This is a genomic window from Arthrobacter sp. Bi26 (genome assembly GCF_918697925.1).
Lineage (GTDB): Bacteria > Actinomycetota > Actinomycetes > Actinomycetales > Micrococcaceae > Arthrobacter.
In genome coordinates, this window is sequence record NZ_CAKKMF010000136.1 from 1 (window position 1) to 8,051 (window position 8,051).

Consider the following 8,051-nt stretch of genomic DNA (forward strand, 5'->3'; position numbering starts at 1 on the left):
TGCCAAGCGTGCGAGGTCGCCGGGAAGGTCCGGCGACCTCGGGCGCTTCCGGCGAACTCGCGTCGCCGCGCCAGTCGATCGCACCGACGAGAAAAAAGTTCTTGACAAATAAAATTGTCGGCGGGCAGACTTGAAGCATGTTGGACATTGAAGTGATTGAGGATCCGGCCGCGGCGGAGGCCTCGCTGGACCCGATCCGGACGAGGATCCTGCGCGAGCTGGCCGAGCCCGGATCCGCAACGCAGCTCGCCGCGAAGGTGGGCCTGCCGCGGCAGAAGGTGAACTACCACCTCAAGGCCCTCGAGCGGCACGGGCTTGTCGAGCTCGTCGAGGAGCGGCGGCGCGGCAACGTCACCGAACGCATCCTGCGGGCGACGGCGGCGTCGTACCTGATCTCGCCGGCGGCCCTGGCTTCCGTGGCGCCGGACCCGCGGCGGTTCTCGGACCGCTTTTCCGCCTTCTGGCTGCTGGCGCTCGCCGCCCGCATGGTCCAGGAGATGGGCCAGCTGATCGCCGGGGCGACCGCGGCCAGGCAAAAACTCGCCACCTTTGCCATCGACGGCGAGATCACCTTCCGGTCGGCGGCGGACCGGGCGGCCTTCGCCGAGGAGCTCGGCGAAGCCGTGACCCGGCTCGTGGACAAGTACCACGATGGCGGACGCGACCTCCCGCCAGGTTCGCCGGCAACGACCCCGCCGGCAGGGCGCAAGCACCGGCTGGTCGTCGCGCTCCACCCGTCATTGAAGGCGCCGGCGCCCAAGGCAGCGCAAGCAGACCCGCACGCAGCCCCAGAAACTACACACCCACAAACTGCAAACCCACAAGCTAAGGAGCAGGACAATGACTGACAAGCGGAATTTCGAGATCGTCTACGACACCGAACTGCCCGGCACCCCCGAGCGGGTGTGGGAGGCCGTTACCAAGGACACCCCGGCCTGGATGTTCCCCACGGACCAATGGCCGGCGGTCCGGACCGTGGATGAGTACCCCTCCCATCTGGTGTCCCGGATGGACGGGCCTGATGGCTGGTTCAACCAATTGGAGCACGTCCTGGAACCTCTCGACGGCGGCCGGGCCCGGCTGCACTACGTCCACAGCGGCATCTTCGCGGACAACTGGGATGAGCAGTACGACGGCGCCAGCAAGCACACCGCGTTCTACCTCCACACCCTGGGCCAGTACCTGAAGTACTTCGACGGCAAGCCCGTCGTCTTCACGGACATCCAGGCACCCGCCGCGTCGCAAACGCCGGACGGCTTCGACCGGCTCAAGAGGGCCCTCGGCGTCGACACTGCGGCTCAGGGGGAGGCGGTTAAGCTGGAGCTCGACGGCGTCGGCCCGCTCAGCGGCGAAGTCGACTTCTCCAACGAGAACTTCCTCGGCCTGCGGACCGCGGACACGATGTACCGCTTCTTCGGGCGCAACGCCTTCGGCGCACCGGTGGGCATGACCGTGCACGACTACAGCGGCAGCGGGGACACCGCGGCGACGGCCAAGGCCTGGGCCGGCTTCCTGGCGAAGGTCTACGCCTAGCCGCGACGCCCATCCTGCCTGGCGACGCACTGATGCCCTGTCGACACCCGGATTCGGGCGTCGGCAGGGCCTGTGCGCAGCGCCGGGAAGAGCGGGCGTCGGCAGGGCCTGTGCGCAGCGCCGGGAAGAGCGGGCGTCGCAGGACGGGCCTGTGGGACGCCTCTGGATTCAGGCGATGGCCGCGGCCGGCGGGGCTGAGACGTTGCGCCTGAGCTGCGGCGAGGCCTCCAGCCGATCCTGCGCCGAGCGCAACGCCAGGACGGCCGTCTCCAGTTGCTCCGGCGGCAGGGTGAACGGCAGCCGCAGGTACTGCTCAAACGCGCCGCCGACGCCGAACCGCGGCCCCGCGGCGAGCCGGATCCCGACGTCGGGAGCCACCACCGCAAGAGCCGTGCTGATCGGCGCCGGAAGACGGCACCAGAGGGACAGTCCGCCGTCGGGCCATTCCGGCTCCCAGCCAGGAAGGTGCGCGTGTATCAGTTCGAGCAGCGCGTTCCGGTTCTCGCGCAGCGCGGCGAGCCGGGCAGGGAGGGGCTCCGTCATGGCGTTGACCAGATGCGCCGCGGCAAGCTGTTCCACCACGGGCCCGCCGAGGTCCAGGGTGGTGCGGGCGGCGGCGAAGCGCTGGATGAGCGGCTCGCTGGCGCGGATCCAGCCGGTGCGCAGCCCTGCCCAGTGCGACTTGCTGAGGGAACCGAGGGAGACCACCGCCGGGCTGAATGCGGCCATGGGGGTCGAGGCGGCGCCGTCGAGGTTCAGCTCCCGCAGCGTCTCGTCCGCCACCAGCACGGTGCCCGACGACGCTGCCGCCGTCACGAGGCGGCGCCGCTGCGCATCGGGCATCAGCCGGCCGGTGGGGTTGTGGAAGTCCGGCACCACGTAGGCCATCGCGGGCCTCTGCTGCAGCAGCGCCGATTCCATGGCCTCGAGGTCCCAGCCGCCTGCGCCGAGGGGGCCTGCACCGTGGCGGCCCTGGCCGATGGGGTTCGCGGCGGGCATGGCCACCGGGACCGGGCGGCAGCCCGCAGCCCGGATCGCGTCGAGGGCGTTCGGGTAGCTGGGATGTTCCACAAGCACTTTGGTCCCCGAACGGCGGGCCAAAGCGCGGAGCACAATGTTCAGCGCATGCTGGGCGCCCGAGGTGACCAGGATCTGGCCGGCCGTTGTGGGGACCCCGGCGGCGGTGTACCGGGCCGCAATGGCTTCGCGGAGCGGGCCCACGCCCAGGGCGTCGTAGCCGAAGCCCGGCAGCAGCGCCGGCAGCTCGGTCAGTGCCGCGGCAAAGGCCCGGTGCACCACTTCGCCGCTGGCGGGCAGGGAGGCATAGGCCAGGTCAAGGATCCCGTCCGGCACGGCCAGGCCGGGGGCGCCACTCAATCGCAGGGCGCCGTCATGACCGCCGGCATGCCCGGGCCCCTGACTCGGGATGCAGCTCCGGCTCCGGCTGCCCTGGCCGCTGCTAAGAAATCCCTGGTCGCGCAGCAGGGCGTACGCCGCGGTCACCGTGGTGCGGCTGATGCCAAGGGCGGCCGCCAGCGAACGCTCGCTCGGCAGGGCGACGTCGAGGGCGACGCGGCCGTCGAGGATTAGCAGGCGGACGACGTCGGCCAGTTCGCGGTAGGCGGGGGCGGCACCAACGTTCCACTCACCCAGCAGGCGGGCCAGCGACCCCGGAGTCAGAGAGATGAGCATGTAGCCAGTATTTCAAACTGGCTATGGATTGCAAGGCCAGTTTTCTAGGAGGATGGACACCATGTTGACCCGCAGACTCCTCCAGCTCCTGATAGGCCTCGCCCTATACGGCATCTCCCTGGCCATGTTTATCCGTGCCAGCCTCGGCACGGCGCCTTGGGACGTGCTCCACCAGGGGCTGACGGCCAGGACCGGGCTCAGCCTCGGTACGGTGGTGATTGTTGTCAGCTTCCTGGTGCTGCTCCTGTGGATCCCGCTCCGGCAGTGGCCCGGCGTCGGGACCTTGTGCAACGCGGTGCTGGTGGGGGTCTTCGCGGACATCGGGCTGGCGCTGATTCCACAGTTCTCGCATCTGGGCGGCCAGATCGGCCTGCTGGTCGGGGCCGTGCTGCTCAACGGCGTCGCCTCTGCCTGCTACATCGGCGCCCGCCTGGGCCCGGGCGCACGGGACGGCCTCATGACCGGGCTCGCCCGGCGGAAGGGCTGGCCCGTCCGGGTCTGCCGCACCGGCATTGAAGTGGTGGTCCTCGGCGCCGGCTGGCTGCTGGGCGGCTCGGTCGGGGTAGGCACGGTGCTGTACGCGCTGGCGATTGGACCCCTGGTGCAGTGGCTGCTGCCGCGGTTCACCGTACCCGGTGCGCGGCCCGTCTCCGTGGCCGGGACTGAAACGGAAGCCGCTGTTGCAGGGACGGCAGTCCCGGCAACAGCATCCAGCGCCCGGACAGATTGATCCCCCGCGCGTCCCGTCAGCTGACGCTCTCTGGCCCGGGGCCCGGCAAGGGCTGGCACATAGGGCAGTAGTAGATGTTCCGTTCCTCCGTGTAGGTGCCGGTGCCTGTGTCCCTGCCAAGGATGCCGCGGCGGATTGGGGTGCCGCATTTCAGGCACGGCTGGTGCTCGCGCCGGTAGACCCAGTAGCCGGGGCGCCCGGCGGTGCGGCCCACAGGCACGCCGCGCGCGTTCAGCACAGTGGTCCGGCGGCCCGGCCCGAGGTTGGCGGAGAGCAGGACCTGCGCATCGGTGATGATGGCGGGAAGATCCGGCACTGTGGACACGGGCGACGCCGGATGGACTCCCGCGAGGAAGCAGGCCTCGCACCGGTAGATGTTCCCGATCCCCGCCAGTTTGCTCTGGTCCAGCAGGGCGACGCCGATGGGAACGTCCGGGGCCGCCAGCAGCCGGCGTTCGGCCTCGGCGGCGTCCCAGTCCGGGCCCAGCAGGTCCGGGCCGAGGTGCCCCACGATGGCGTCTTCCTGGTCGGTGCGGACCACCTCGAGAATGCCCAGGGAGAATCCGACGGCGTCGGCCGTGGCGGTCCGCAGCACGCAGCGGGCTGTGAAGCCGGGCTTCCGCCAGCGGCCCCCGGGCGGGTACACCTGCCAGCTGCCCTCCATCTTCAGGTGCGAGTGGATGGTGAGCCGGTCCTTCGGCGTCGGGCCCTGCACGCGCATCAGCAGGTGCTTGCCGCGCGGCACCACCTCATCGACGGTCCAGCCGCCGAGCTTCAGGGTGGCGAAGCGCGGGACCCGGAAATCGGACGAGACCAGTTCCTTTCCGGCCAGTGCCGCGTGCAGCTGTGCCGCGGCGCGAAAGACCGAATCGCCCTCAGGCACGGATCCTCAGTCCCTTCGGAGTGGAGTAGGCCCCGGCCTGGGCGAGGGCGGCCGCCACCGGGGTGTCCAGGATGCCGTGGCCATTGACTTTTTCCATGATCAGCTTGTCGATGGCCCCGCGGGTCACCACGCCCACCAGGGCCGAACCGGCCGCGGCCAGGACGTCGGTGTCGTCGCTGAAGGCGAGCAGGGTCTTGCCGCCGCGCTCCACATACAGGGCCAGGGCGCCGTCGACCAGGACCACGAGGGCGCCTGCCTTCCGGCCGGGGCGATGGCCCGTGCCGGCGTCGACGTTGAGCGCAGGCCACGGCAGCGCGGCGCCATAGGGGTTGGCGGGGTCGGTCGCGGCCAGGGCCAGGGCCACCGGCTCGGCCTTGTGCAGCTGGGCGTCCTCGACGTAGGACCGCAGCCGGTCCACCGTGGCCGGAACGGCGAACTGCGCCGCGCCGAGGTGTTCGATGAAGTAGCCGCGGCGGCAGCGTCCGGCTTCCTCGAGCCGGGCCAGCACCTTGTACATGAGGCCGAAGCCGCCGAGGATGTTCTCCGCCATGACCGAGCCCCGGGTGACCACGCCGTAGCGGTCCAGGAGCAGTTCCGCCGTGGCCCGGGCATGGATGGTGGGATCGAGTTCGGGGGAGGGCAGCGCGGACCAGCGTCCTGCGGCGAGCGGGGGTGCAGGTGCGGTGCCGGTCAGGGAGCCGTACCGGCCGCCTGTGAGTCCGGGCGATCCCAGCAGGCCGGTGCCGTGCGCCCGTCCGAGCCGGCTGAGCCGCGGCGCGCGGGCCCGCGGGGCACGCCCCACCTGCCGGTGCGCGGTGTGGCCGCCGGCGATCAGGGCCCTGACCGGGGCGAAGGTGTCGCCGGTAATCCGGCCCGCCCAGGCGAGATCCCAGAGGGCGGCCACCACGTCCTGTTCGCTCAGCACGGAATCCATGCCGCCGGCAACCTCGGTCAGCTGCCGGAAAAAGTAGCCGCCGCCGTTGTTCTGGAGGTGCTCAAGGAGCCGCCGCTGCGCATCGCCGGGTTCGAAATCGATGGCAGGATTCAGCGTCAGCTCGGCCGAATCCGCGAGGTGCAGGCTGACCCAGCCGTCGTTGCCGGGCAACGAGCCGGCACCGGACCAGAGGACTTCGCCGGCGGCCATGAGTTCGTCCAGCATGGCCGGCTGGTAATTCGAGACACGGCTGGCCAGGACAAGCGGTTCCCACGCGGAGGCCGGAATGGGCACGCCGGAGAGCTGGTCGATGGCCGTGATGATGCCGTCCAGGCCGCGGAGCGCGGACTGCCCGCGCCCGCCCGGGGTCCGCACGTTCTGCCAGGCGGGAAGGAACCGCCCGTACGCGGCGGCGTCCACGGGCTCCACTTCGGCCCGGAGCGCGGCGAGCGAGCGGCGGCGCAGCTTACGGAGGACCTCGGCGTCGCACCATTCGCTCACACCCGCCGCAGGCAAAACGGCAGGCAGAACGGCAGACGGGACCGTGGCGGGAACGGCAGCTGGGACCGCCGTGTCGCCGGACCCCTCAATGCCGGATTCCTCAACTCCGGATTCCGCAACTCGGGACGCCGCAACCCCGGCTGCCGTGCCGGCCGGCGTGACTCCCGGTGGCGTAGCGTGCGGGCGGAACTCGCCTTCCACCACGCGGCCGTCCGCGGCCAGCCGCTTCAGCGCCGTGCCGACGACGGCGACGCCGAGTCCCAGCCGCGCCGCGGCCTCGGCGGCGGTGAATGGCCCGTGCGTGCGGGCGTAGCGCGAGACGAGGTCGCCGAGGGGGTCCGCGACCGGTTCGATGAAGGCCAGCGGCACGCCCATGGGCAGCGGTACGCCGAGGGCATCCCGGAGCCGGGCGGCATCCTCGACCGCCGCAAAGCGTTCGATGCCGCCGATGTTGACCTTGATCGCCCGGTTGGCCCGCTGCAGGGCCGCGAGGTGGGCAGCGGCGTCGGCCTCCGTTGCCGGGGTTTCGACGGGCAGGACCGCCGGGGTTTCGAGAGGCTCAGCCGCCGGGGCGGTCCCGGCGGTATCGCCCGCCGGGACCGGTCCGGCCACCGGCTCCAGGCGGGCGGCGACTTCGTCCGGCGCGAGCGGACCCAGGAGGCGCAGGAGGTCCGCGACGCCCTCCAGCCCGCGTACCTGGCGGTCCCGGGCCAGGCGCTGGAGTTCGCGCTCGGTGGCGTCGATGACCTTCGCATCCAGCAGTTCGCGCAGCTCCACGCGGCCCATGAGCTCATTGAGCAGGGTGGAATCGAGGGCCAGGGCGGCGGCACGGCGCTCCGCGAGCGGGGAATCGCCTTCGTAGAGGAACTGGGCCACGTAGCCGAAGAGCAAGGACTTCGCGAACGGTGAGGGCTGCTGGGTGGTGGTCTGGACGATCCTGAGCTCGCGGCGCTCCACCGAGGCGGCGATGTCCTTCAGCGCCGGAAGGTCGTAAACATCCTGCAGGCACTCGCGGACCGTCTCGAGGACAATCGGGAACGTCGGGTACTTCCGGGCAACATCCAGCAGCTGCGCCGAGCGCTGCCGCTGCTGCCACAGGGGCTGCCGCTTGCCGGGATTCTGCCGGGGCAGGAGCAAAGCACGGGCGGCGCACTCGCGGAACCGGGACGCGAACAGGGCGCTGCCACCGACCTCAGCCGTCACAATCTGCTCGATTTCCTCCGGATCGAACAGGAACAACTCGGCGCCCGGCGGCTCATCCTCCATCATGGGCACGCGCAGCACGATGCCGTCGTCGGCGGCCATGGCCGAGCCGTCCATCCCATAGCGCTGCTGCAGGCGCTGGCCCACGGCCAGGGCCCACGGTGCGTGCACGGGCATGCCGAAGGGGCTGTGCAGCACCACGCGCCAGTCGCCGAGCTCGTCGTGGAAGCGTTCCACCACGAGGGTGGTGTCGCTGGGGACCACCTCGGTGGCGAGCCGTTGTTCGGCGAGGTACTGGATCAGGTTGTTCGCGGCGTAGTCGTCCAGTCCGCTGGCCTTGCACCGCTCGGTTGCCGGCCCGACGTCGGACGCCGCCAGTTCGCGCATGAACGCGCCGAGGGCGCGGCCCAGGTCCACGGGCCGGCCGAGCGAATCGCCCTTCCAGAACGGGAGCTTGCCGGGCTGGCCGAACGCCGGCGAGACCAGGACGCGGTCGTGCGTGATGTCCTCGATCTTCCAGCTCGTCGCTCCGAGGGCGAAGATGTCGCCAACGCGGGATTCATAGACCATTTCCT

5 protein-coding genes and 1 pseudogene are annotated in these 8,051 nt (G+C 70.9%); 3 read left to right on the forward strand and 3 right to left on the reverse strand.

Features of this window, described 5'->3' with window-relative positions; genetic code table 11:
- Positions 1-137: 137 nt before the first annotated feature.
- Together LQV16_RS21995 and LQV16_RS22000 are read left to right on the forward strand one after the other, a co-directional pair.
- On the forward strand, positions 138-848 hold the full coding sequence (locus LQV16_RS21995) for a helix-turn-helix domain-containing protein (RefSeq protein WP_229995984.1): 711 nt from the start codon (positions 138-140) through the stop codon (positions 846-848).
- Positions 841-1,533 carry an SRPBCC domain-containing protein gene (locus tag LQV16_RS22000; protein ID WP_229995985.1) on the forward strand — a complete coding sequence of 231 codons (693 nt, stop codon included), beginning with the start codon at positions 841-843 and terminating at the stop codon, positions 1,531-1,533. Before LQV16_RS21995 ends, LQV16_RS22000 begins: the two co-directional genes overlap by 8 nt.
- Before the next feature lie 168 nt (positions 1,534-1,701).
- On the opposite strand, the gene LQV16_RS22005 is transcribed toward LQV16_RS22000, so the two are convergent.
- Positions 1,702-3,225, reverse strand: coding sequence for a PLP-dependent aminotransferase family protein (locus tag LQV16_RS22005; protein ID WP_229995986.1), 1,524 nt, complete (start codon positions 3,223-3,225; stop codon positions 1,702-1,704).
- Between the two features lie 61 nt (positions 3,226-3,286).
- Between LQV16_RS22005 and LQV16_RS22010 the strand changes: the two genes are divergently transcribed.
- On the forward strand, positions 3,287-3,955 hold the full coding sequence (locus tag LQV16_RS22010) for a hypothetical protein (RefSeq protein WP_229995987.1): 669 nt from the start codon (positions 3,287-3,289) through the stop codon (positions 3,953-3,955).
- A gap of 16 nt (positions 3,956-3,971) precedes the next feature.
- Here LQV16_RS22010 and LQV16_RS22015 read toward each other — a convergent pair whose 3' ends face one another.
- The gene (locus LQV16_RS22015; protein WP_229995988.1) at positions 3,972-4,838 is read right to left on the reverse strand and encodes a DNA-formamidopyrimidine glycosylase family protein; all 867 of its coding nucleotides are present in this window, start codon (positions 4,836-4,838) and stop codon (positions 3,972-3,974) included.
- Positions 4,831-8,051 (reverse strand): annotated as a pseudogene (locus LQV16_RS22020) (ATP-dependent helicase); the annotation flags it as partial. The gene LQV16_RS22015 and the pseudogene LQV16_RS22020, both read right to left, overlap by 8 nt.

Bases quoted from the DNA above. Each gene is read 5' to 3' on its own strand.
- LQV16_RS21995 (WP_229995984.1), top strand. From the start codon at position 138: ATGTTGGACATTGAAGTGATTGAGGATCCGGCCGCGGCGGAGGCCTCG.
- LQV16_RS22000 (WP_229995985.1), top strand. From the start codon at position 841: ATGACTGACAAGCGGAATTTCGAGATCGTCTACGACACCGAACTGCCC.
- LQV16_RS22005 (WP_229995986.1), bottom strand. From the start codon at position 3,225: ATGCTCATCTCTCTGACTCCGGGGTCGCTGGCCCGCCTGCTGGGTGAG.
- LQV16_RS22010 (WP_229995987.1), top strand. From the start codon at position 3,287: ATGTTGACCCGCAGACTCCTCCAGCTCCTGATAGGCCTCGCCCTATAC.